This window comes from Bradyrhizobium sp. C9, assembly GCF_002532045.1.
Lineage (GTDB): Bacteria > Pseudomonadota > Alphaproteobacteria > Rhizobiales > Xanthobacteraceae > Bradyrhizobium.
This window is the reverse complement of the sequence record NZ_NWTG01000006.1, coordinates 188,503-211,344: the sequence shown is the minus strand read 5'-3', so window position 1 is coordinate 211,344 and position 22,842 is coordinate 188,503. Positions and strand designations below refer to the sequence as shown.

Annotated in this window: 18 protein-coding genes, 1 tRNA gene and 3 pseudogenes; 16 read left to right on the top strand and 6 right to left on the bottom strand. The window is 59.6% G+C overall.

Annotation, left to right across the window (positions count from 1 at the left end; genetic code table 11):
- Window positions 1-14: 14 nt before the first annotated feature.
- Window positions 15-1,211 (top strand): acyl-CoA dehydrogenase family protein, encoded by a 1,197-nt coding sequence (locus tag CO675_RS15855; RefSeq protein WP_097672835.1) that lies wholly within the window; start codon window positions 15-17, stop codon window positions 1,209-1,211.
- 232 nt (window positions 1,212-1,443) lie between these two features.
- On the opposite strand, the gene CO675_RS41445 is transcribed toward CO675_RS15855, so the two are convergent.
- From CO675_RS41445 to CO675_RS15835, 4 genes and pseudogenes are all read right to left on the bottom strand, one after another.
- Window positions 1,444-1,638: a hypothetical protein gene (locus tag CO675_RS41445; RefSeq protein WP_245376528.1), complete on the bottom strand. Its 195-nt coding sequence runs from the start codon at window positions 1,636-1,638 to the stop codon at window positions 1,444-1,446.
- Between the two features lie 1,018 nt (window positions 1,639-2,656).
- Window positions 2,657-2,854 carry a hypothetical protein gene (locus tag CO675_RS15845; protein WP_097672834.1) on the bottom strand — a complete coding sequence of 66 codons (198 nt, stop codon included), beginning with the start codon at window positions 2,852-2,854 and terminating at the stop codon, window positions 2,657-2,659.
- 708 nt (window positions 2,855-3,562) lie between these two features.
- Window positions 3,563-3,979 (bottom strand): annotated as a pseudogene (locus tag CO675_RS15840) (IS5 family transposase); the annotation flags it as partial.
- 66 nt (window positions 3,980-4,045) lie between these two features.
- Entirely contained in the window at window positions 4,046-4,519 is a 474-nt protein-coding gene (locus CO675_RS15835; protein ID WP_097672833.1) for a MarR family winged helix-turn-helix transcriptional regulator, read from the bottom strand.
- A gap of 85 nt (window positions 4,520-4,604) precedes the next feature.
- Here CO675_RS15835 and CO675_RS15830 point away from each other — a divergent pair, with 85 nt between their 5' ends.
- The 6 genes and pseudogenes from CO675_RS15830 to CO675_RS42000 all read left to right on the top strand — a co-directional run bounded on the left by CO675_RS15830 (window position 4,605) and on the right by CO675_RS42000 (window position 10,713).
- A complete protein-coding gene (locus tag CO675_RS15830; protein ID WP_097672832.1) occupies window positions 4,605-4,985 on the top strand; it encodes an antibiotic biosynthesis monooxygenase family protein in 381 nt (126 codons plus the stop codon).
- Window positions 4,986-5,015: 30 nt separating this feature from the next.
- Window positions 5,016-5,462 (top strand): hypothetical protein, encoded by a 447-nt coding sequence (locus tag CO675_RS15825; RefSeq protein WP_097672831.1) that lies wholly within the window; start codon window positions 5,016-5,018, stop codon window positions 5,460-5,462.
- A 121-nt stretch (window positions 5,463-5,583) separates the two neighbouring features.
- Window positions 5,584-8,259, top strand: coding sequence for a PAS domain S-box protein (locus tag CO675_RS15820; protein WP_097672998.1), 2,676 nt, complete (start codon window positions 5,584-5,586; stop codon window positions 8,257-8,259).
- Window positions 8,256-8,935: pseudogene (locus tag CO675_RS15815) on the top strand (response regulator transcription factor). Before CO675_RS15820 ends, CO675_RS15815 begins: the two are co-directional and overlap by 4 nt.
- Before the next feature lie 559 nt (window positions 8,936-9,494).
- Window positions 9,495-9,794, top strand: a complete 300-nt coding sequence (locus CO675_RS15800; protein ID WP_143279021.1) for a hypothetical protein — start codon at window positions 9,495-9,497, stop codon at window positions 9,792-9,794.
- Between the two features lie 679 nt (window positions 9,795-10,473).
- Window positions 10,474-10,713, top strand: a complete 240-nt coding sequence (locus CO675_RS42000) for an excisionase family DNA-binding protein (protein ID WP_143279025.1) — start codon at window positions 10,474-10,476, stop codon at window positions 10,711-10,713.
- 171 nt (window positions 10,714-10,884) lie between these two features.
- Here the strand turns inward: CO675_RS42000 and CO675_RS15795 are convergent, their stop codons facing one another.
- Window positions 10,885-12,261, bottom strand: a complete 1,377-nt coding sequence (locus CO675_RS15795; protein WP_018273347.1) for a site-specific integrase — start codon at window positions 12,259-12,261, stop codon at window positions 10,885-10,887.
- 118 nt (window positions 12,262-12,379) lie between these two features.
- On the opposite strand from CO675_RS15795, the gene CO675_RS40560 reads away from it, so the two are divergent.
- From CO675_RS40560 to CO675_RS41995, 9 genes and pseudogenes are all read left to right on the top strand, one after another.
- Window positions 12,380-12,451: transfer RNA gene (locus CO675_RS40560), tRNA-Glu, on the top strand.
- A 160-nt stretch (window positions 12,452-12,611) separates the two neighbouring features.
- Window positions 12,612-12,770 (top strand): annotated as a pseudogene (locus CO675_RS15790) (DUF302 domain-containing protein); the annotation flags it as partial.
- A 104-nt stretch (window positions 12,771-12,874) separates the two neighbouring features.
- A complete protein-coding gene (locus CO675_RS15785) occupies window positions 12,875-14,416 on the top strand; it encodes a thymidine phosphorylase family protein (RefSeq protein ID WP_097672997.1) in 1,542 nt (513 codons plus the stop codon).
- On the top strand, window positions 14,413-15,333 hold the full coding sequence (locus tag CO675_RS15780) for a ribose-phosphate diphosphokinase (RefSeq protein ID WP_097672828.1): 921 nt from the start codon (window positions 14,413-14,415) through the stop codon (window positions 15,331-15,333). Before CO675_RS15785 ends, CO675_RS15780 begins: the two co-directional genes overlap by 4 nt.
- Complete coding sequence (locus CO675_RS15775) at window positions 15,330-16,925, top strand: MBL fold metallo-hydrolase (RefSeq protein WP_097672827.1); 1,596 nt, start codon at window positions 15,330-15,332, stop codon at window positions 16,923-16,925. The genes CO675_RS15780 and CO675_RS15775 overlap by 4 nt, the downstream gene beginning before the upstream one ends.
- 294 nt (window positions 16,926-17,219) lie before the next feature.
- Complete coding sequence (locus CO675_RS15770) at window positions 17,220-18,299, top strand: efflux RND transporter periplasmic adaptor subunit (RefSeq protein ID WP_245452772.1); 1,080 nt, start codon at window positions 17,220-17,222, stop codon at window positions 18,297-18,299.
- Window positions 18,300-18,301: 2 nt separating this feature from the next.
- Window positions 18,302-21,379, top strand: a complete 3,078-nt coding sequence (locus CO675_RS15765) for an efflux RND transporter permease subunit (protein WP_097672825.1) — start codon at window positions 18,302-18,304, stop codon at window positions 21,377-21,379.
- Window positions 21,376-21,699, top strand: coding sequence for a DUF3240 family protein (locus tag CO675_RS15760; RefSeq protein WP_097672824.1), 324 nt, complete (start codon window positions 21,376-21,378; stop codon window positions 21,697-21,699). The genes CO675_RS15765 and CO675_RS15760 overlap by 4 nt, the downstream gene beginning before the upstream one ends.
- Before the next feature lie 7 nt (window positions 21,700-21,706).
- Window positions 21,707-22,021, top strand: a complete 315-nt coding sequence (locus tag CO675_RS41995; RefSeq protein ID WP_158231255.1) for a PepSY domain-containing protein — start codon at window positions 21,707-21,709, stop codon at window positions 22,019-22,021.
- On the opposite strand, the gene CO675_RS15750 is transcribed toward CO675_RS41995, so the two are convergent.
- A complete protein-coding gene (locus tag CO675_RS15750; protein ID WP_097672822.1) occupies window positions 22,018-22,782 on the bottom strand; it encodes a universal stress protein in 765 nt (254 codons plus the stop codon). The two genes, CO675_RS41995 and CO675_RS15750, sit on opposite strands and share 4 nt — an antisense overlap.
- Between the last annotated feature and the right edge of the window lie 60 nt (window positions 22,783-22,842).

The following is a 22,842-nucleotide window of genomic DNA, read 5'->3' as shown; positions in this document are numbered from 1 at the left end:
ACAGGAGAACGACCATGGCCCAAGAAAATCTCGCCCGAAAGATCGACGACGACGTCTATGCAAGACTCGACGCCGCGATCGACGCCACCGTGAAGGTGAACGCCGATCGCAACGACAAGGAGAGCCGGTTTCCGCGCGAGAATCTGCGCGCGCTGTCGGAGGCCGGATGGACCGGCGTGCTGAACGAGGTGCAGCATGGCGGGCTCGGCCTCGCTCACGTCGACTTCGCCGAAGCCGCGTATCGCATCGGGCAAGCCGATGCCTCGACCGGCCTCGTCTATGTGATGCATGTCGGCGCGGCCCAAACTATCAATCTGTTCGGCAGCGCCGACCAGAAGGAGCGCTGGCTCAAATCCAACAATGGTGGTCTGCTCGGCACCTATTCGACCAGCGAGCGCGCCACCGGCGGGCACTGGTGGTACAATCTCTCGGAAGCCTTGCGCGACGGCGAGGATTATATGGTCAATGCCGAGAAGTCGTTCACGACCAGCTCGGGTCAGGCCGACTACTATGTGGTACAGACGCGCACGCCCGGCGCAAAGGACCAGGCCGATATCGTGTTCTTCATCGTCGACGGCAAGGCCCAAGGGATCGAATCACGGCCTTGGGATGCGCTCGGCGTGCGGGCCAATCATTCAGGTCCGATCCGCTACAGCAATGTGCGGGTGCCACGGCGCGACCGGCTCGGCACCGAGGGGCAGGGCAAGGAGATCATCTATGACGGCGTGTCGCCGGTTTATCTGATCGGGCTCGGCGCGGTCTGGGAAGGCGTGGCGCGCGGAGCGCTGAACGCGGCGGTGGCGCACACCACGAGCTTCGTGCACAAGGATCGGAATAAGAGCCTATCGGATTACCAGGCGATCCGGCAGGAGCTCGGCGCCGCCAAGGTGCTGGTCGAGACCTTGCGGCCGTGGCGCAACGAGCTCGCAGCGCGACTCGACGTGCTGTGGCGCGCGGGCAGGCCGCAGAGCGAGATCCTGATTCCGCTGACCGAATTCAAGGTGCACGCCGCCGAGGTCGCCAACAAGGTCGCGGCCACCGCGCTGACCGTGACCGGAGGCTATGGCTACCATCGCGGTCCGATCGAGCGCTCCTATCGAGACGCGCGCGCCGCGATCGCGATGGGCCCATCCAACGTGATCGCACGCGACTGGATCGGCAAGGCGCTCGTCGGCTTGCCGTTGGAACTGTTCTACGAGGGCGGAGAGTAAAGCCTCGCGGCCTGCACTCCACAGGCTCGGAAATACCGTTCCCTACCGTCGCTAGTCGACCGCGAACCGTGAGTTGTGCAAGCTTAGAGGCCTTTCAGAAGGCGTTGGCAGTCTTTGGTTCGCTCGATCAGCTTTGCGGCAAGGCGCTGGATAACGGCGTTATCTAGCCCTTCCGCTTGCGCGGTAGCGCACACGCCGCTTACGCTGTCCGGAAGCAGATCGGCCAAGGAGTTCAGTCCCGCAATGACTTTTTCCGCATCGAAACGGATTTCGCGGGCGAATTTCCGCCACCTATTTGACCAAGCTTGTATTCCCCACCAATCTTCATCGCGAGCTTCATCTTTTGCAGATCAACATCGTCGTAGGGAAGGATGCTGGCGATATCGTAGAGTGGCGCAAGCCGCACCGTTGGGCCGTTGGCTAGCAGTAATGAGTAGTTCTTGGCGTGCGCATCGGTCCCCCCGATGAGCCAAGGGCGAGCGAGAATTGGCCTGTCGAGGAGATAGCGATGCCTGTCGCCATATATGAAAGATCTGGGTCCGAAAGGATTTTCGGCCGAAGGTTAGAGGTCCCGAGGGCGCAGCCGATGGCTACGAAAAAGTCTCACGCCATCGCAGAGAAAGCAGGCAAGTTAAACCGTTCCGACCTCGTCGAAGATGCCAGATATCCATATTTGGTGGGGCACGACAAAGATGCACCACAAGTACATCGGTATGTAATCAAAGCCTCGTAGGAGCTCTACGCCGTCCTCCAAAGCGCACCGGACGATCAGACGGCGCCATTCCGTCCGCTCATTGGCGCGCGCCTACTCCGACTACAGCAACGTGCTCGATCGCCCGCAGCGTCTCCTACAGAACCAACGTCAGCAGCCGCTGTGGTCGGGATCGATCCCGAGTGATTAAAAGACTCCCGACTAAAGGCTGTCGAGACCAGAGCCGACGAATTCTGCTGCTACCAGGAAATCGCCATTGGCCCAAGCTGCCAATTGAGTATGCGCCGCGCAATAGAAGGCGCGCGACGTGATCTTAAAAAATCGGCATTGGGGCGATTCTCTAGGCGAAGGCCTCGTGCAGGAAGAGCGTATCTCTTCCGCTCCGTGTCCGGGAGCACCACGATCATGTTGTCTGGCAGTCCCAAGGCGGTGGCCTGCCGATACGTCTAACGTGCAGTGGTGTCGTTCTCGAATACGGCTACGAGGCCAACGGTGCCGGCGCTGCCGCAAATGCCTTTAGGAATTTCACAAGATAGGCAGCGCCGCCATCCACGCTCAGTTCGGCATGGTTGAAGAACGAGAAGTAATCTTTTCGCTCTGGAAATAGCGCCGTGAGCGAGCGTTGTAATATCCGAATGTCCGTGCTGCCCTCGGCAAGAATGACCGTTGTTGCCAGCCGACGGGGATCAAGGGGAGCGGAAGCTCTCTTGTCAGCGCAAATGCTGGCGCCCGACTAGATCCAACCGCCGCCGATCAGCGCCGTGATGTCGAGAGTGACGTGCCGCACGTCAGCGCAGGCATCCAACAAAGCCCGAAGGCTCATCAAGGATCCATAGCCGTCGAACCAAAGCCGGCCTTCGTCGTCGCGATCACGCATCCGGCGATCGATCTCGTCCGTCGCCTCCTCGCGCGTGTAGAGGGTCGCCAGCACTTCGGGTGCCCGCGCCGATATCAATCCTCGACAAAGAATGAGCGCAGTGCCGCGGCCGTCTCCTCTGCCCAATCGCCATCGGCGCAGTATTCGTCCCAGTCTCGCGCGTCGCTGCGAGCTAAGCCTCCAGCCGTTCACGCGCCGTACTGGCCGTGGCAGCCCAAGAGATCCAAACGCGACAAGACGACCGGTCTGGGCGCCTTGTAGACGACGTTGGAACTTTCCGCCTCTTCATCGACCGACGGCCTGATGGCTCGGTCGCTTTCCTAGAAGAGCGCAGAAATGATCGGGAACGACGGACTTTGCGCCATAGACCTCGGTCCGATCGAAATAGATTTTGCAGTAACTTCCTATCCACCGCTCCTACAGGCCAATGTCCAGCATGGTGGTGCGATCGGCGAACGGTCGGCGGCCCTTTGAACTCCGCCATGTCGGCCTCCCAACCGCACATCGACTCACAATCCATTCTAGCCGATCAGCCACCGCACTGTGACGGCAACGACGTTCCAGCCGAGAGCCATGCAGCCCTGACAACCACGCGACTGGTGCCTGTCGGGCGGGGATGGTCCCCGCCTCAGAACAGGAGCCGGATAGATGTCTCAAAGCCTTGCCTTCGCCAATGCATGGAACCTCGCCAACACCCTCATGGTCTGCGTCGTTATCTTCCGCACCGGCAGGGGCGGATACGGCGTCATGCCGGCCACCGAATACGACGGCAGGCGTCAGTGGCAGCCGTACGGGGAGGCCATTGCCATCTACAAGCGCACGAATCTTGCTGGTCTGCCGCGTAACCGTCCTATCGATTGCCTCTGGTTCTTGGCGATGCACGCTCCGTGCTGATGAACGGGGACAATAGAGGTGTCGATCATCTGGACCGCCGCATCGTGAGCAGCGGCGAGTGCATCTATGATTCGGCTCCAGAGACCGGCCCACGCCAGCGAACAAAGCGGTTATAGCAGTAGTGTAAGGACCAAAATGATCCGGCAAATCGCGCCAAGGTGCCCCAGATCGCACGACGCAGAAGATGAGGACGCGTCAGTCGTTTACCCGAGGAACTCCACGCGTCTTGTTTGGTAGCATAGACTTGATAAGTGCCCATTCGTAGTCCCTTAGTTCATGGCGCATGATTCGAAGCCCCAGTTTGGGAAGTTGAATCACGGGCGCCGGGCCGAGCACAATGCTTTTGCCATGTCAGGCCGACTTGTCCTCACGGCTGCCCTCAAGCTTATCTCGCAAGGCCGTGATAACGCGATGGACAATCCGTATATCCTTGACCGACAGCCCTTCTGAAAGATCGTTGATCCAGGGAGCCTGCAATTCCATTGCGGCTTCGAAGGCGCGCTGTCCATTCGCAGTGAGCACGACCAGCTGCGCCCGTCGGTGATGCGGGTTGACCTCAAAAGATACGAGGCCCTCCCTGTGCAGATCATTGATTATCCGCTGCACGTTTTGACGATTGCCGCCGAGGTCGCGTGCGAGCCAAGCGACCGGTTGGGGACGTTCGGCGGACACAATGGCGCCAAGCACCTGCCAGCGTGCACTTGTTAGGCCAAGCGGGGCGACCAGACGGTCGCCGGCCGTCAGAAGTAGGCTGTCGAGCCTGAATAGATCGAGAATAAGGTCGGTAAGGGCGTCGGCCTCGGGGGTTCGCTTGGCTCTTTTCATTTGTCACCATTGATTCATATTGACATTATGATGTCAATCCGGTATGTAATCATAATACCAATTAAGCACCATATATCAAATAGCAATGGAGCCACTCATGTCGGTGCTACGCCCACTCGACCCTTCCTTCCCGATCGACCGCCAAATCGCTATTGACGCAAATTCGGTCGTCCTGGTGAATCCATTCACTCTCGCCAAAGCCGATGAAGCGGCTTTTCTCAAGACTTGGCAGGATGACGCAACGTTCATGAAGCGACAGCCGGGTTTCATTTCCACTCAGCTGCACAGAGCTCTCGGTGACGGCTCGACCTATCTGAACTACGCCGTCTGGGAATCCACCGCACACTTCCGCGCGGCCTTCACCCATCCTGACTTCCTGGCAAAACTCGCCAGCTATCCGACCTCCGCGATAGCTTCCCCTCATCTGTTCCAGAAAGTTGCCGTGCCAGGCATCTGCGTTGCCTAGCCCTGCTGTTTTTAGGAAGGGAAGATACTCATGATCAAGTTGATCCATCCTGTCGCTGGCGCCTTGGCTATCGCAACGATCGGCACATTTTGGCTATCGACGGCACTCAGCGAGCTGTTCGCCTCCCATGCCACGATTGCAGCGGTTAAGAGCACCATACCGTGGGGTTTCTTGTTGCTGATTCCGGCGCTCGCTGCCACCGGTGGTACAGGTGTCATTTTGGCGAAGGGGCGCCGGGCCGGACTGATCGGGGCCAAATTCAAGCGCATGCCGTTCATTGCAGGAAACGGCATCCTGATTCTTATTCCGTCTGCGCTCTTCCTTGCGTCGAAGGCTCAGGCGGCAGAATTCGATGCCACGTTCTATGCTGTGCAGGCGATTGAGCTCGCCGCGGGCGCAACAAACATTACACTTCTTGCTCTCAACATGCGGGACGGTCTCAAAATGAAGGGATGGTTGCGCCGCAAACCCACTTAATCACCTGGATCGGAACTGCGCGGACAACTGACCTGACGCGCCCGGTATTGTCATGATTTTACGAGTACGCGCCCAAAGAGTTATAGCTCTCCCGCCGGAGAACAGGCCGGACGGTATCACAATGCGTAGCCAAATCAGCGGTTTAGAACGTTCAGCCCTTCAGTTTGCCTTCGGCAGCATAACGCTGGCCGTGGTAACACTGGCCTGCTTGTACCTTCAAGCGCACTTCGCCGCGACGGCGTTCGCCTATTTGTTAGTGGTCTTGCTGTTTTCGCTGATGGGCAGCTTCATCGCGTCGTCCGCGCTTTGCATCGTAACCTTCGCTGCTCTCGCTTACTACTTTGCGCCGCCGGCATTCAGCCTACGAATCGATGACCCCCAAGATCTGCCGGTGATCGTTGCATTCTTTATTGCCTCGATTGTGGGAGCGCACCTTATCGGTACGCTCCGTCAGGAAAGAGAGGCTGCGCGTGTGATTGCGGCCAGGCTCCAGCGGAGCACGGCCGATTTGGAGGATCGCGAAAAGCGATGGCGCGCCATCTTCGAGCACAATCCGGCCATGTACTTCATGGTCGATGAAGCGGGCACTGTCCTCGACGTCAATACATTCGGCGCGACGCAACTCGGCTATGCTCGTGCTGAACTGATAGGTCAAACCGTGCTGGACGTATTTCTCGAGGAGGATCGCGCGTTCGTTCGGGAATGCGTTCGGACGTGCCTGGAGGATGTCGGACAAACGCGCACCTGGGACGTCCAGAAGGTCAGGAAGGAGGGCTCGGTCTTGTGGGTACGTGAAAGCGCCAAAGCCATGCTCTGGGCGGATGAGCAGCCGATTGTCCTTATCGCCTGCGAAGATATCACGGAGAGAAGGCGGACCGAACTTGCCCTGCAGCGGAGCGAAGCACATTTGACCCAGGCGCAGGAGTTGAGTCACACAGGCAGTTTCAGCTGGAACCCCACTACGGGCGAGGCCTTCTGGTCAAAGGAGACATTTCGGATTTTCGAATTAGATCCTCAGACAGTGCCGCTGGGGCCACAGCTCGTCGTTGAACGCACTCATCCAGATGATAGGACTTCGGTTCAAGAAACTATCGATCGCGCGATGCGAGAGCCGAGCGATTTCGAGCACCAATACCGGCTTCTGCTACCGGACGGCTCAGTAAAGCACATCCATGCGCAGGCGCGAGCTGCGAGAACAGCCTCTGGTGAGATCGAGTTTGTTGGGGCAGCTACGGATATTACGGCGGCTAAGCGAGCAGAACAACAGCTGCGCCGCAGCGAGGCCTATCTGGCCGAAGCCCAGCATCTCAGTCACACGGGTAGCTGGTCCTGGGACGTCTACGGTCTAGATTTCGTGTATCGCTCCGCCGAGGTCGATCGTCTGTTTGGCTTTCGCCCAGAAGAGCCGGTATCGATCGAGACCATTCGATCGCGCATCCATCCGGACGACTTGCCACGGCTGGAGGAGGTGCAGCGCCAGGCGATTGAAAACAAGGCTGAGCGGTTCGAATATGATTTTCGTGTCCTTCCACCTGATGGCGGGATACGACGCATACACTCCGTTGCGCACGTGGTGGTCGGCAACGATGGTAAAGTCAGCGAGCTGATCGGAACACATATGGATGTCACCGAGCAACACGCAGCTAGGGAACGCCTGGAAAACACACTTGCCGCGCTGCGCGAAAGCGAACAGCGCTTTCGCGACTACGCCGAAACAGTTTCCGACTGGCTCTGGGAAACTGGGCCGGATCATCAGGTCACTCGTTTATCCGAGCACACCAGCGCTGCGGGACTTTTGGAGATAGGATTGATCGGCCTGCTTCCCTGTGACATTGCGTGCGACGTCGAAGAGGAGCCGGAGAAGTGGCAGCAGCATCGGGCGACGTTGGAGGCCCATCTCCCGTTTCGGGATCTCGTCTACCGCACCGTGAATCGGACAGGCTCTCCGATCTACGTCCGCACGAGTGGCAAGCCTTTTTTCGATGGAAACGGGACCTTTCTTGGCTACCGTTGCGTCAGCACTGACATCACCGCGACCATTCGCGCCGATCAAGCCGAACAAGAACTACGAAAGGCACAAGCGGAGCTCGCGCATGTAACGCGTGTAACGACCTTAGGAGAGCTGACAACTTCGATCGCCCACGAAATAAGCCAGCCACTCGCCGCTATTATCAGCAACGCCGATGCGTGCCTTGGTTGGATGGGGCGGAAAGCTCCTGATCTTTCCGCTGCGCGCTCTTCGGTGGAGTGGATCATCGAAGACGCAAGCCGGGCAAGCGAGGTGATCCGTCGTATTCGCGCGCTCGCGAAGAAAGGCGACATTGAGATGGCGCCGCTCAAAATCAATGAGGTCGTCAGGGACGTCATTGCGCTGGTAACACGAGAGCTGGTGAGCCACCGAGTGACGCTACGAACCGAGTTGACGGCAGGGTTGCCTACGATCCTCGGCGACCGGATTCAGCTACAACAGGTTATCATTAACCTGGTGATGAACGGAATCGAAGCCATGGACACAGTTACCGACCGGACGCGCGAACTGCTGATTCAATCATCAAAGAACGATGTGGGGCACATCCAGCTTGCCGTGACCGATTGCGGCGTCGGCATCGCCGAGAACGACGCAGACCGCGTCTTGGATCCTTTCTTCACCACTAAATCGAGTGGCCTTGGAATGGGCCTCTCGATCTGCCGGTCGATCGTGGAAGCCCACGGAGGACGGCTGTCAATCGTCCACAAAAATGGACCGGGCGCGACCTTCCAGTTCACCCTACCGCTGCATAAGGAGGCCGTCTCGTGACAGGACGATTTGACTCGCCAGGTGAAGTCAGCAATGCTGAGTCCTCGACAAAGGCGATTGTCTTCGTCGTCAAGGATGACGTCTCCATGCGTCGCTCGCTTACGACCTTTTTCAATCGGTAGGGTTAGACGTCATTGCATTCGGATCGGCGCGCGAAACGCTACAGAGCACAATTCCGGACGTTATTAGCTGTCTAGTTCTTGATGTCCAGCTTCCAGGCTTGAGCGGCCTTGACTACAGACCGAGCTAGCGAGGTTGAACATACATATTCCGATCATTCTCATTACGGGCCATGGTGACATTCCCATGACCGTCAGGGCCATGAAGGAAGGAGCGGTCGATTTTCTCAGCAAACCGTTTCGCGATCAGGAACTGCTTGATGCCGTGGTTGCAGCGACCGAACGCGATCGCAAAAGACGAGAGGCTCAGCAGATCGTCGCGAACCTCCAGTCTCGATTTGAGAGCTCAAGCCCCGCGCGAGCAGGGGGTGATGAAACTGGTCGCTACCGGCATGATGAACAAGGCAGCCGCCGAGCTTAGGCTCGCCGAGATTACGGTCAAGATCTACCGGGGACACGTAATGAGGAAGATGCGTGCACGGTCGCTGGCCGACTTGATCAGAATGACTGAGACGTTGGGAATTCGCGCCAATCGTCCTGAACAAACCGAAGTATGATTTTACAATTTTCATCAGTCGAGCTCACTTTTCGCCAAAGGCGGCTAATGCTTGCAGCCGCTATTCCTCCTTCAGGAGGCTCGTCTTATCCATGCCTGTGATTTCCGTTGTTGACAACGACGCCCCAGTCCGTGCGGCGGCAGAGAATCTTTTGAAATCGCGTGGCTACATCGCCGCGACATCTCCCTCCCTCTCTCCCGACCGACCCTGAGGAAGCGCTCGCCGGTGTCGTAGCTTTGCGCCGACTGGCGGACAGGATCGAACGCCAAGCCGTCCGCTCGGCCCTATGCCAAGGTTTGTCGTGGTCGACGATCGCCCAAGCTTTAGGGATCACCAAACAGGCCGCCCACAAACGACTTTCAGACGTGGCGACACGCAACAGCTCTATATAAGAGGATTGTCATGTTCAAAGGCATCGGATCGAAGCTCAACGACATGGGCACCATTAAGTTTCTTTGCGAGAGGGCGGAAACTTACGCCTTGCAGGATCAGCAGCGGGAGCCTGGGGCCGAACACTTCTTGCTGGCCTCACTCGATCTTCCGGACGGCACCTCCCGCCTTGCCTTTGACCGGGCGGGGGGAGCCCGATGCCCTGAAGGGCGCGATCGAACGGCAGTACGGCGAAGCCCTTCGTTCCATCGGTCTGAAAGCGGATGCCCCGCGCGATATACCGATGCGGGCAAGTCCCGGTATCTATGATGCCGCCCCCTCTGGTCGGGAGATCATGCAAGAGCTGGCCGCAATCCGGAAAAACCATGGTCCGTTGCTGGTGCTCATGTCGCCGGAATCGTCGCTGGAATGTCGCATGGCGTGGCCGCGCGAGCACTTCGCGCCCTCGGCGTTGATTCCTCGCTCCTGAAATCGACCGCCGATCCGATATCGGCGGTCGGACACGTTCACCGAGACGAGGCCTAGGGGCCGCCAGCTATCGGGACAGTAGGTTTGAGCGGCTCCGTCAGCACGTCGCTGAAATGGAGCGGCGGGCGACCGAGGCCGAAGCGAAGTTGAAGCGCCTCTATGACGGGATCGAGAATGGCGTGAGCGATCTGTCGCTCAAGGATTGAATCGCCGAGCTAAAGGCGGTACGGGATCGGGCGAGCGGCGACGCCGGTCGCGCTCTCGCGCATATCGAGCGTATCGGCCCCGCGATCACGCCAAAAAGTCTGCGCACGTTCGCCGATGCGGCCCTACGCAAGCCGCGGAGTGACGATGGTAGCTTTGCCCGCGCTCACCTGCGCGCCGTCGCGCAAAAGGACGCCGTGTCGAGCAAGCAAGAACTGGGCGATGCGACCCGTCGCCGCCACTGATTCCTGCAATATTAGTTACGAAAAAAGTCTACGTTGCCTTTCGTAGCCGAGTCTTTTCTGACACTTCTTGACGTTCGCTAATGCCCTCCCTTCTGCTCCTTTGCTTCCGTTGACGTGGAATGCGGCGCGCCTCAGGTTAGCTCGTTCTATTATGGAGGAGACGTAATCTTGATACGGCGTGGTCAGGACTTCGAAAGCAGTGTCCAAGTTGAACGTAGTGCGGTCGCAGATATGCCGGTGCCTAGCCATCTGCGTCGCCTCCCGTTTGCGCAGCGGTTGACCTGCACCGTCGCGGAGGCCTGTGAAGCGACAGGTCTTGGGCGGACCAAGATCTATGAACTAATCGGGGATGGTCGAGTTACCACGACGACGGTCGGTCGCCGTCGTCTGGTCATTGTGCAATCTCTGTTGGCTCTGGTGGGTGTCGATACGATACCAGCCGACACTGGACAGGTTCGCAGCTCCTCATGACGGCCACGCGAGCAGGTTAGCTGATACTATGGCACGGCTACCGTATCGATCGCGAATTGGCTCCTACATTGGCTCAGTCCGGAAAAGCCGCGAGTCTTGAAGCCTGATACTATCAGGCGTGTGGTGGAAGCCACTAAGAGTGAGCGTTCGCTGGCGATCGCGTCTCATTGATCATCCACGCCCAACGGAATTTTCGGCGTGCCGCGGTACTAGGGGGACAACTGCCGCCCGCGCGAGATCTTCCAACGCCGTTGAGATATATTTCGCGTAATGTCGCTCGATCATTTTCACGGAAGTGTTGTGCAGCTTAGCAACGTGTTGAATAGGGAGCCGGTTTCGTAAGCCGCGAACGATGCTGGAATGTCGCAACGCATAGGGAATGGCTCCTGGTAGCGCTGCGCGATCGCGGATGGCGTGCCACGGACGAGTAAGTTCTGCCGTCTTCCAAGGACCGCGTTCTGACTTTCTCCAAACGATGCTGCCGGCCTCCTGCTCGTAGCTCCATCGCTCGAACAACGGCGCCTCTTTTGGGCGATCTAAAATGACTGGCGACAGGAGTTCGATGACATCTTCGCCCACCGGAACTGGAACGGAGCCACCGTTGCCACCACGTCCCTTGTAGGAACCTGGTACCATCAAGCGCTGCTCTTCCCGTTGTGCATCACTGACGCGCATCCGCCTCGCCTGCGCAAATCGCGCACCCGTGGCTGCAAGGCACACGACAATGCGATGTAGGTCGCCTTCAAATCCCTGCTCATCGTCGATCTCGCGCGCGGCTCGAAGTAGGGTGCCGATTTGCGCATCCGTAAGGACTTGGTTATCTCGGGCGACTGATGCCTCATCATCATCATCGATGCGCTCAGCTTTAAACCCGTCTTTCACAATCGAAGGGAATGTCGGGTTCAGCTTCTTTTGTTCCGCCGACAGGCGAGGCCATGCTGCATTCAGCCCGGCCTTCAGGTCGTTTATGAGCCGCTGTTTTGTCGTCGCCTTTAATTCTACAGGAAGGCCCTCGCGCCACGTCAAAAGATCATCTTCCTGTAGCGCGTGTAGATGGACTGCGGCGAGAGAGGCGGCCTCAACGGCTTCCTGGCTACCACGCTGCTCTTGACCAAGAACGTAACGCCGTAAGCGGTGACCAGCATCGGATCGAACCTCGCGACCGGCCCGTCGGCTATCACGGGCATTACGTTCCCTGATGTATGTCTCTACAGCCGTCCGCACGGTGGGTGCCGGTCCGGCGGCTTGGGCCGCCGCTTCTGTTCTGGACCGGGTGACGTGTTCCCGCGCTTGTGTCACCGCCTGCTCGAAAGTCAGCGTGCCTTCGGCAAGTTTGTCGTTGACGTCGTTGGCGATGCCGACCGGCGCCTGCTTGTAGTTGGCTCCTTCATGGTGATTGCGCCAGCGCACGAACCAAACGCCGCTCCGCTTGCCCTTGCGATAGCCAAGATGCGCCCCGGCATCGAGGCGGCGCCAATGTACGCCAAGTTCCAGTTTCGAGCGCGCCTTGGCAGTCGTGATCTGAGCCTCAGTGAGCGTCTTTGTCATGGCATCCGAACCCGGAGTCGTCGAATATCCGTCGAATAAGCATCGGCGTACAGAGCCGAACAACGAAGAACAATGTCTATCTAAACTATTGAAAAGGCTATATTATGACGAACGACTGCGAACTCCGGCGGAAACTGTTTCCAGCCCTCTCAAGGCTGAAACAGGGGTTCGATTCCCCTAGGGAGCGCCAGAATTCAACAACTTAGAGCCACTGTGGAGGAGTCGTCGAATATCGGACTCTCTCTGAACGAAATTCGCTTCATGGAAGCGAACGGACGGACACTAAGCGTTGACGTATAAACGAGCGCGGCCAAAACGAATCGACCGAACGGTTGGGTCTTCGATGCTGGATGCTTCCATGCAACGTCATTGTCCAGGAAGTTGGTGGCAAAGCTGAAGTCGCTGCCGTGGACCCGGTCGCTTCAATGCAGGCGATTCAAAACCCGGCACTTGAGGCGATCGCTGCTAAAGTCCGGGAGGAGCTCAAGGCAGCCGTTCAGGCGACCTAACTCGCTACTTGCGACAAATCTGGACCCTGCCGGAGCGGTCCTCTCCGGCAAGAGAAATGATTTGGGTCAATATGGCCCACGGCGGTGCCGGTATCTTGTCGCATATGACCGAGATAACGTCGACCCGCCCCCAGCTCAAATCACGCCGCGTCAATCTCGACACTGGGCGCGAAAACGTAGCCGTGATTTCGCGGCGCTCGACTGCCCTGCGCCCGGAAGTATTTCGTGGCTTCAGCAGGGTCGAGCTGCGTAGCAATTCGAAGGTGCTACTGGCGACCCTGCTGCTGACCGACGACGATAGCATGGTGGGGCCAAACGAGTTCGGGCTTGCGGAGCCAGCCTTTCACCGCTTTGCAGAACCGGTCGGCACCTACGTCTCAGTCACGCCCGCGCCGTCCCCGGCAAGCCTGGACGCCGTGCGCGCAAAGATTCAGGGACGGACGCTTGGGTCTTCTGATATCGACGCAATCGTCGATGATCTCGCGCACTATCGTTATTCGGACATGGAGATTGCCGCGTTTCTGGTCAGCTCGGCTGGTTTCATGACATCAGGAGAACTGCTCGCGCTCACCAGCGCCATGTCCAAAGCTGGTACACAGCTCAAATGGAATGCGAACGTCATCGTCGACAAGCATTGCATCGGCGGTATTCCCGGCAATCGCACCTCCATGATCATCGTACCGATCGTGGCAGCGCATGGCCTGACCATACCCAAGACCTCATCTCGCGCGATCACTTCGCCCGCCGGAACCGCCGATACGATGGAGGTGCTGGCGCGAGTTGATCTCAGCGTGGAGGCCATGAAGGAGGTCGTCGCCGCTTGTAACGGCTGCCTTGTTTGGGGAGGCCACGTCAACCTGTCGCCGGCCGACGATATTCTGATCGGCGTCGAACGGCCGCTCTCGCTCGACACTCATGAGCAAATGGTTGCTTCCATCCTGTCCAAGAAGCTCGCGGCAGGCTCGACCCATCTTCTCATCGATCTGCCAATCGGGCCGAATGCAAAGCTCACCAGCGCGTCGGAAGCAATGCGGCTCCGCAAGCTGTTCGAGTTCGTCGGCGATCATTTCGGCATTGAAACGGAGGTAGTGACGACCGACGGCCGGCAGCCGATAGGTAGCGGCATAGGCCCGGCGCTTGAGGCCCAGGATGTCATGGCGGTGCTTGCCAACGAACCTCTCGCGCCGCGCGATCTGCTCGAAAAGTCGTTGAGGCTTGCTGCCCATCTTCTAGAGCGTGACCCGGCGCTGCGGGGCGGCGCCGGCTACGCCCGCGCGCGCGAACTGCTGGAAAGCGGCGCTGCACTTCGACAGATGCAGAAGATCATCGAAGCCCAGGGGCCCACGCCGTATCGAGCCGAAGTGGGTACCCTGACAGCCGACATTCGCGCCGCGGTCGATGGCGTTGTGTCCACCATCGATTGCCTGCGCCTCAACCAGGTGGCGCGTACGGCCGGCGCGCCCCTGGACAAGGGAGCCGGGATCAAGCTGTTCAAGAAGATCGGCGACCGCGTCGATCAAGGCGAGCCACTGTACCGCATTCACGCGTTTGAACCGTCCCAGTTTGAGCTTGCGGTTTCCATGGCTCAGAACGACCCTGGCTATTTGATCGACGGTCACGACTTGCCTAGCGGGGCGAAAGCATGACCTGCGCCGCTGTCCAGTGGCTGCCGGCCTCCGTCGGCATTGGCAGACAGCTCGCCGAGCGGCTTGGCGTTCCCGGGCATGAGATTGCCGTGCATCGATTTCCCGACGGAGAGCTGCGCGTTACCGTTGGATCGGCCGCCCCGACGACCATCATCTGCTGTTCGCTCAATGAGCCGAACGAAAAGCTGATCGCACTGTTGTTCGCGGCGGAAGCATTGCGTCGTGGAGGAGCCCGACGGCTGGTGTTGATTGCGCCGTATCTCGGCTACATGCGTCAGGACGCCGCGTTCCACGCCGGCGAAGCCATCAGTCAGCGCGCCATTGGCGATCTCTTCGCGAAGACCTTCGACCGTGTGATCACGGTGGAAGCGCATCTGCACCGCACCGCGACCTTGAGCCAGGTATTTCCAGGAACTGAGACCCACAATCTGTCCGCGACGTCGGCGATCGCATTGGTGCTTCGGGCTGATGCGCTCGACCCCACCACTCTCGTCGTCGGTCCCGACGCAGAATCGCGGCCCTGGGTGAGCGATCTCGCCGGTCGGCTCGAGCTGGCTTTTATCGTAGGCGAGAAGCTCCGCCGCGGCGATCGCTCGGTGGAGATCGCCTTCTCCGATCCCGCACGGATTCTGCATCGTCCAGTGGTCCTCATTGACGATATCGTCTCCTCGGGCGGTACGCTTATCGCCTGCGCCAAGACGCTTGCGTCATCCGGCGTCAGCTCGATCGACGCCGTGGTGATTCACGCGCTGTTCCCGCCAGAGCTGTTGAACGAGTTCGATCGCGCCGGCATCCGCTCACTACGGTCCACCAACAGCGTGCCCCATCCGACCAACGCCATTGCCCTGGACCACATTCTCGCCGACGCAGTGCGGCGAGAGGTGGTCGGCACATCGATCGCGGAGAATAGCGTGTGAGCATCACCGTCCAGTTTTGCGGCGCAGCCCGCACAGTCACCGGTTCCTGCTACCTTTTCGACACGCCCACAGGGCGCCTCCTTGTCGATTGCGGCCTGTTTCAAGGGCCGAAAACGTTGAAGGCACTGAACTATGCTCCGTTTCCGTTTCGTCCGAAGGAGATCGACGCGGTGTTGCTGACGCACGCGCATATTGACCACAGCGGCCTGTTGCCGAAGCTCAAGCGCGAGGGTTTTCCCGGCCACATCATGGCAACACGCGGCACCATCGACCTGTGTTCGTACATGCTTCCCGATGCAGGAAACATACAAGAGTCCGAGGTCGCCGCGTTGAATCGGCGAAACACGGCTCGCGGTCGTGACGAAGTCAAACCCATCTACACCCAGGCCGACGCAATGGCCACGCTCGATGCTTTTCGGCCGGTCGAATACCAGACATGGTTCGAAGCGATGCCGGGCGTCCGCGCCCGTTACTGGAACGCCGGCCATCTGCTTGGCTCTGCCTCGATCGAGATCGAATTTGCCGAACACGGTGCGGGCGGAGCGCCATTGCGCATACTCGCATCCGGCGATCTCGGGCCGGACGCCAAGTTACTGGAGCCGGACCCGGAAGCTCCGGCCGGTTTCGACTATGTGATTTCGGAGTCCACCTATGGCGACAGTGACCGCCCGTCGACAACCGCTTCGCTCAGGCGCGCTCACCTGGCACAGGAGGTGCGCGACGCCGCGGCCGCCAAGGGCGCGTTGCTTATTCCGGCCTTTGCCGTTGAGCGAACGCAAGAGCTGATTGTCGATCTTGTTTACCTGATGGAACGAGGGGAGATACCGACCGCGCCCATATTTCTCGACTCTCCGCTGGCGATCCGCGCGACTGAGGTGTTCCGCAGACACGCGGCAAGTCTCGATGCCGAGGTCGACGTGGATCGGCTCCTGGCCTCGCCGCAATTGCGATTCACCGAGACCGTCGACGAGAGCAAGTCGATCGCCAGACTGTCCGGATTTCACATCATCATCGCGGCTAGCGGCATGTGTGAGGCCGGTCGCATCCGGCATCATTTGAAGCGCTGGCTGTGGCGGCGTGAAGCTACGGTGCTGCTGGTCGGATTCCAGGCGCAGGGCACGCTTGGGCGATTCCTGCACGATGGCGCAAAGGCCGTCCGAATACAGGGCGACGAAATCAAGGTCGCTGCGCGAATAAGGTATCTCGATGAATATTCCGGCCATGCCGACGGCCCCGAACTGGCTCGCTGGCTTGCCGCGCGGCGACCGATTCATCGCGGAGTGTTCATCACCCATGGCGAGGAGCCCGCGCTCAAAGGTCTCGTTGAACGAATAGCCGAGCGAACAATTCCGACGGCCAGCATCTTCAATCCGGTGCTCGATGACATTTATGAGCTTTCCACGGCCGCACCGACGCCTCTCGACGTCATGCGCCGGCGCAGGCTGGCGCCCGATGCCGTTGTCAATCTCGACTGGCACAACGATATGTCCAGGCTACTTCTCGATATCAACGAGCAGATCGAGGCAGCGGCGGATGACCGGGCGCGTGGCGTGATCATACGGAGACTGCGAAGAGCTTTCGAACAGGTATGAAGCGCGCACCTGCAAACACATGTCGACTGAGATCCATGGCTCTCTACGCGATCGTCACTTTTACGCTCACGATACCTGCTCTTGCCACTATGCCGGTCAACCCAATCGCCACCTGACAAATAGCTGACATAGATCAACAGCCTCCCGTAAGCCGGAGAGTAGTATGCCTCGGTCCTGCCGGTGCAATGGCTGCAGCGCTTCACGGAGGCCTTCCGCGCTGGCTGCGTGGAGAGACTAATGACAGAATATTGTCGCATGGGCCCGCGTTTGACGTCGTGGTCGAGCCGAGCTCGAATGATACTCGCATTGGCGCTTATCGGCTCGCCGTCCATCGCGGTGGCCGAGGATGCCATAAAGCTCACCCCCGAGCAGGCAACGAGCCTCGGTGTTCGCGTCACTCATCCGGTTGCGAGTCCGACCGACAAGACGCTGCCCTATCCCGCGCAGATCGTAATTCCCACGCCGCAATTGTGGGTCGTGAGTAGTCCGGTAGCCGGCATGGTGACCGGCCTCTCGGTCGCGCGAGGGGACCGGGTGAGCGCGGGCCAACCGCTCGTTGTCATGGAGAGCCCAAGTTTCGTGTCGCAGCAACGCGATTACATGCAGGCAGTTGCGCAGGACATTCTGGCCACCCAGCAACTCAACCGGAATACCCAGCTTTTCCAGACAAATGCTGTCGCGCAACGAGTTCTTGAGGCCAGCCAGACCGAAGCCCGGCAGGCCAACATTCTGGTAGCGGAGCGGCGGCAGATGCTTCGGCTCAGCGGCCTTTCGGATGACGCAATCACGAAGCTGACCAGCGAGGCTGCGATAAACGCGACCCTTTCGGTTGCGGCGCCGCGATCGGCGACCGTCGTCGACATCCTGGTTTCCCCGGGCCAGCGAGTGGAGCAAACGGCTTCGCTCATCAAGCTCGCACAGTTATCTCCGCTATGGGTTGAGATCGCGGTTCCTGCATCGAACATCCGCGCCGTCAGGCCGGGCGCGAAAGTGGAAGTTGATGGCTATACAACGCCGGGCCAGGTCGTGCTGATTTCGGAAACCGCCGATGCAGCGACCCAGACCATCCTTGTCCGCGCCGAAGTCTCCAACACGGGCGAGCTGCGGCCCGGACAGACAGCTCAGGCGCGGATAGGTTTTGCCTCCTCGAATGAAAGCGCATGGGAGCTTCCCTATACTGCGTTGATCCGGCGCGGCGAGCAGGCTTCGGTATTCGTCGCAACCCAAGGCGGCTTTCGTCTGGTGCCGGTCACGCTGCTCGAGGAGGACCAAGACCATGTCGTGGTCTCCGGCCCGATCAGCGACAAGGATGAGATCGCCGTCGGCGGGATCTCCGCGCTGCGCGGAATCCTGCTCAAGCTCGGAGCCGGCTAGTCATGCTCGAGCGGCTTGTCGCATTTGCGCTCTCTCAGAGGCTGTTCGTCACCCTCGGCGTGCTTCTTGTGGCCGGAGCCGGTTTGGTGCTCTTGCCGAGCCTGCCGATCGACGCGTTTCCGGACGTCTCGCCCGTCCAGGTCAAGGTGATCATGAAGGCGCCAGGCCTCACCCCGGAGGAGGTCGAACAGCGGATCACGGTTCCGATCGAGCTTGAACTGCTTGGGCTACCGGACAAGAAGATCCTTCGCTCCACGACCAAATACGCGCTTGCAGACATTACCGTCGACTTTGAAGACGGCACTGACATCTACTGGGCGCGCAACCAGGTGTCGGAACGCCTGTCCAACATCTCGCGCGACCTTCCCGAAGGAGTGACCGGCGGGCTAGCCCCGATCACAAGCCCCCTCGGTGAAATGTTCATGTTCACCATCGACAGTCCGGATCTGTCGCTGGCCGAGCGACGCAGCCTGCTCGATTGGGTAATCCGCCCGGCTCTCCGAACGGTTCCCGGTGTCGCCGACGTCAATGCGCTTGGCGGATATGTTCGTGCTTTCGAGATCGTGCCGCTCAGCGATGCGCTCGCAGCACGCGGCATTTCCTATGACATGTTTCGGCGCGCGATCGACGCCAACAGCCGCAACGACGGAGCCGGTCGCGTTAACCAGGGCGAAGATAGCGCGCTGGTGCGGATCGAGGGCAGTATTCGCACGATCGAGGACATCAGGCAGATCGTCATCGACACCAAGGATGGCATTCCGATCCGGGTCAAGGACGTTGCCCGGGTCCAGCTGGGAGCACTAACGCGCTATGGCGCCGTGACGACCGACGGTCGCGGCGAGACGGTCGAAGGACTCGTTCTTGGCCTGCGCGGCGCCAATGCCCGCCAGCTCGTCAGTGACGTGCGCGCCCGCCTCGACGAGCTCAAGCCGTGGCTGCCGCAGAGCGTCAGCATCAATGTGTTCTATGACCGCAGCGGACTGGTCGACCGCGCGGTCGGAACGGTCATCCGCGCGCTCGGCGAGGCAACCGTTCTGGTCATTGTCTTGTTGCTCCTGTTCTTGGGCAATTGGCGGGCATCGCTGGTGATCGCTCTCAGCCTGCCGCTGGCGATCGTCATCGCCTTGATTGTCATGCGTACCGTCGGCATGTCGGCGAACCTGATGAGTCTGGGCGGCCTTGCCATCGCCATCGGCATGCTGATCGATGCGCTGGTCGTGGTCGTCGAAAACGTGGTGGGAAATCTCAGCAAGGAACGGCAAGGAAAGGCCGCGCCGCTCGTCCATATCATCTTTCGCTCGGTCTGCGAGGTGCTCCAGCCGGTTGCGTCGGGCGTGCTGGTCATCATGATCGTGTTCGTGCCGTTGCTCACGTTACAGGGGCTCGAAGGAAAGTTGTTCATCCCCGTCGCGCTCGCGATCATATTCGCGCTCGGCGCCTCTCTTCTTCTGGCACTCACCGTGATCCCCGTCGCGACCTCATTTCTCCTCAAGAACGCCTCACATCACGAGCCGTGGCTGATCCGGATCGCATCACGCTTGTATGCACCAGCTCTCAACTGGGCGCTGAGGAATGAGCGCAAGGTGATCATCGCAGCGTTGGCCGCGCTGATTGCCGCAGGCTTCGCCTATACGCGGCTCGGCAAGACGTTCATGCCGACCATGGATGAAGGTGACACCATCGTCAGCGTCGAGGCGCTGCCATCCATCAATCTCGACGAGATGATTGCGATCAATGCCAGGCTTCAATCCGCCCTCCTCGCGAAGGTGCCCGATGTCAAGGGCATCGTCGCCCGAACCGGATCAGACGAACTCGGGCTGGACCCGATGGGACCCAATCAGACTGATACGTTCCTGGTTCTGAAGCCCGCAGAAGAGCGGAAGACGACCGACAAATCCGCCCTGATTGAAGAGCTTCGGCGAGCACTGGGCGATTTTCCAGGGCTTTCGCTCAGCTTCACGCAGCCGATCGACATGCGGGTGCAGGAGATGATCAGCGGCGTACGCGGCGACGTCGCGGTGAAGATCTTCGGACCTGACATCGCCAAGCTCAACGAGATTGCGAGCAAACTGTCGGGCATTCTGTCCAGTATCGACGGCGCCGAGGATGTCTACACCACCCTCAATGAGGGCGCGCAATATTACACGGTTGCCGTGAATCGCATGGAAGCGGGACGTCTCGGCCTGACGGTCGACACGATCTCCAACTCGTTGCGTACCCAGATCGAAGGCCGCGCGATCGGCACGGTACTGGAAGAAGGCCGCCGCACTCCGATCTTGATTCGGGGCAGCGAAACGACGCGCGAAGCGCCCACGCTTCTGGCGAGCCTGCCGCTAACACTCGCCAACGGCCAGCACGTCGCGCTCTCGCAGGTGGCGCGAATTCATCGCGTCGACGGCCCAGTCATCGTCAGCCGGGAGAACGGATACCGAATGAGCATTGTGCGGGCCAATGTGCGTGGCCGCGATATGGTCGGCTTCGTCGACGCGGCCAAGCAGAGGGTCTCGGCGGAGTTGCCGCTGCCCCAGGGCTACCGGCTCACCTGGGGCGGCCAATTCGAAAACCAGCAACGCGCTGCCGCGCGCCTCTCGATCGTCGTGCCGGTCGCGATCGGACTGATCTTTGTACTGCTGTTCACGACCTTTGGCTCGATCCGACAAGCGCTGTTGGTGTTGGTCAATATCCCGTTTGCGGCGATTGGTGGCGTGTTTGCGCTGGTGCTGACCGGTGAGTACCTCTCCGTTCCGGCATCCGTCGGGTTCATCGCGCTGCTCGGCATCGCCGTGCTTAATGGCGTCGTGCTGGTGTCCTACTTCAATCAGCTCCGCGCCCATGGACTGCCAGAAGGGCGGATCGTCGTGGAGGGTGCCACGCGAAGACTCCGGCCGGTCTTGATGACGGCAAGCATAACCGCGCTCGGCCTCGTCCCACTGCTCTTTGCGAGCGGTCCGGGCTCGGAGATCCAGCGTCCGCTGGCCATCGTGGTGATCGGTGGTCTCGTCTCGTCGACGGCTTTGACACTGATCCTTCTGCCGATCCTGTATCGCCGGTTTGGCGGCATCGCGAAGGGGGCCAAATGAGCACCGAACGGGTCTGCCTTACGCTCATCGCCGCGCGATCGCTTCGAGACGAGCTTTTCGACTATCTGAGCGAGCAGCGCGATCTCGTGCCGGGCTTCACGGCCTCCGACGCCGCGGGGCACGGTCCCGACGTCCGATTGCAGACATCGGCCGAGCAGGTCAAGGGGCACGCCGATGAGCTCATGGTGCGGACAATTCTTCATGCGGAAGAGGCCACACAGCTCCTGGAGCGGCTCAAGATGGCATTCGCGGGATCGAGAATGGTTTATTGGATCATGCCGGTATCGGAATTTGGCGTGATCGATATCCCCAATCGATGAGCCAATCGTGCGTCGCTTACAGTCAGCAGTTACAGCCGTAATATGCCTTCTATCGCCCGAGACCGCTCAGGCAGAAACTTTCAACAGGGCGTGCACTTCGGTCCCGCGCCATTTGTGGCTTTCACTGCAGGCGCTGGAAACGAAAGTCGAATCGCAAGGTTACAAGATCGAGAAAGGCCGACTGACGAGCACTTGCGCCGCATTCGAATCGCTCAACGCGGACAATGCGAGAGTCGAACTATTTGTCGATCCCACCAACGGTGAGATCAAAGGCACCGTAAAGCTGGCACGCCGCCAACGCGACCTCAACGGACGGCCTTAATGTGACATCAAGAGGCAACATGGTGCCTCGTCCAACAGGCCTCGGGTCATTCCGCCGAATATCCACTCACCGAACCGGCTATGACCATATGCTCCGGTAACGATCAAATCCGCACGGTCGTTTTTCGCCACGCCAATGAGGTGACGTGCGTCAGATTCCTCCATGTGGACTCGGACGTCAGCTTCGCATTTCACGCCGTGACTCTGCAAATATCTGACGACATCGCGGACACGCCGTCGCGCCAGATCCTGTTCATTCGACGTGCAAATCTCGAGAATCGTAACGTGCGACGCCTTTCCGAGAAACGGCAGAGCGTCACGAACCGCAAGACGGGCCTCTCTCGTGTCCTTCCAGCCCACGACGACCCGATCCGCGTGCAATTCGTGTGCATGCTCGGGTACCAAAACGGTCGGTCGCCCCATTCGCAAGACTGCTCCTGCAGAATCGACCAAGTGATACTGGTCTGCCTTGCCCCTCTTATTCTTGATCACAATCAGATCAGCCGACCTAGCCTCGTTGGCAAGAAAGACGGTTGGGTACTCGACGCCCCAGCGCCACTCGACTTTTTCCCTCGGAAGCCTGACGATTTCCTGAAACCATTGTTCCTTCCGGGCGAGAGCATCCTTCATCCGCTCGAGGTCCTCCGGCGTGGTTTCCTCTATGATCACACCTTCGGCGACGAAAGCAGGTTCGACGGCGAATGCAGAGACGCCGATGATTGAAGCGCCGAACCCAGTCGCGATAGTTTGCCCAACCCGCACCTGTTTGTCATAACTTGCTCTCCAGACAAGCCATTTTGCTGAGGAGTCGTGTCGGTCGGT

Excerpts from the sequence above, each read along its gene's own strand:
- CO675_RS15855 (WP_097672835.1), top strand. The coding sequence starts at position 15 with ATGGCCCAAGAAAATCTCGCCCGAAAGATCGACGACGACGTCTATGCA.
- CO675_RS15835 (WP_097672833.1), bottom strand. The coding sequence starts at position 4,519 with ATGAAAAGAGCCAAGCGAACCCCCGAGGCCGACGCCCTTACCGACCTT.
- CO675_RS15830 (WP_097672832.1), top strand. The coding sequence starts at position 4,605 with ATGGAGCCACTCATGTCGGTGCTACGCCCACTCGACCCTTCCTTCCCG.
- CO675_RS15825 (WP_097672831.1), top strand. The coding sequence starts at position 5,016 with ATGATCAAGTTGATCCATCCTGTCGCTGGCGCCTTGGCTATCGCAACG.
- CO675_RS15820 (WP_097672998.1), top strand. The coding sequence starts at position 5,584 with ATGCGTAGCCAAATCAGCGGTTTAGAACGTTCAGCCCTTCAGTTTGCC.
- CO675_RS42000 (WP_143279025.1), top strand. The coding sequence starts at position 10,474 with ATGCCGGTGCCTAGCCATCTGCGTCGCCTCCCGTTTGCGCAGCGGTTG.
- CO675_RS15795 (WP_018273347.1), bottom strand. The coding sequence starts at position 12,261 with ATGACAAAGACGCTCACTGAGGCTCAGATCACGACTGCCAAGGCGCGC.
- CO675_RS15785 (WP_097672997.1), top strand. The coding sequence starts at position 12,875 with ATGACCGAGATAACGTCGACCCGCCCCCAGCTCAAATCACGCCGCGTC.
- CO675_RS15780 (WP_097672828.1), top strand. The coding sequence starts at position 14,413 with ATGACCTGCGCCGCTGTCCAGTGGCTGCCGGCCTCCGTCGGCATTGGC.
- CO675_RS15770 (WP_245452772.1), top strand. The coding sequence starts at position 17,220 with ATGATACTCGCATTGGCGCTTATCGGCTCGCCGTCCATCGCGGTGGCC.
- CO675_RS15765 (WP_097672825.1), top strand. The coding sequence starts at position 18,302 with ATGCTCGAGCGGCTTGTCGCATTTGCGCTCTCTCAGAGGCTGTTCGTC.
- CO675_RS15760 (WP_097672824.1), top strand. The coding sequence starts at position 21,376 with ATGAGCACCGAACGGGTCTGCCTTACGCTCATCGCCGCGCGATCGCTT.